Source organism: Desemzia sp. FAM 23990 (genome assembly GCF_045528485.1).
Classification (GTDB): Bacteria; Bacillota; Bacilli; order Lactobacillales; family Carnobacteriaceae; genus Desemzia.
The window spans coordinates 1-520 of record NZ_JBGQQW010000069.1 but is presented as its reverse complement, the minus strand read 5'-3'; the positions used below and the strand labels follow the sequence as shown (position 1 = coordinate 520).

Below are 520 nucleotides of genomic sequence, written 5' to 3'. Positions count from 1 at the left end.
TGAGTATGTGGTCGTAGACCCGAAACCAGGTGACCTACCCATGTCCAGGTTGAAGGTGCGGTAAAACGCACTGGAGGACCGAACCCACGTACGTTGAAAAGTGCGGGGATGAGGTGTGGGTAGCGGAGAAATTCCAATCGAACTTGGAGATAGCTGGTTCTCTCCGAAATAGCTTTAGGGCTAGCCTCGGAATTTAGAATCATGGAGGTAGAGCAACTGTTTGAACTAGGGCCCCTTATCGGGGTACCGAATTCTGATAAACTCCGAATGCCATTGATTCATGTCCGGGAGTCAGACTGCGAGTGATAAGATCCGTAGTCGAAAGGGAAACAGCCCAGACCACCAGTTAAGGTCCCAAAGTTTATGTTAAGTGGAAAAGGATGTGGGGTTGCTTAGACAACTAGGATGTTGGCTCAGAAGCAGCCATCATTTAAAGAGTGCGTAATAGCTCACTAGTCGAGTGACCCTGCGCCGAAAATTTACCGGGGCTAAACATAACACCGAAACTGTGGATAGAACC

Annotated in this window: 1 rRNA gene; it reads left to right on the top strand. The window is 48.8% G+C overall.

The features are described 5' to 3' along the window. Positions 1-520, top strand: a 23S ribosomal RNA gene (locus ACEN4I_RS13460); the annotation flags it as partial.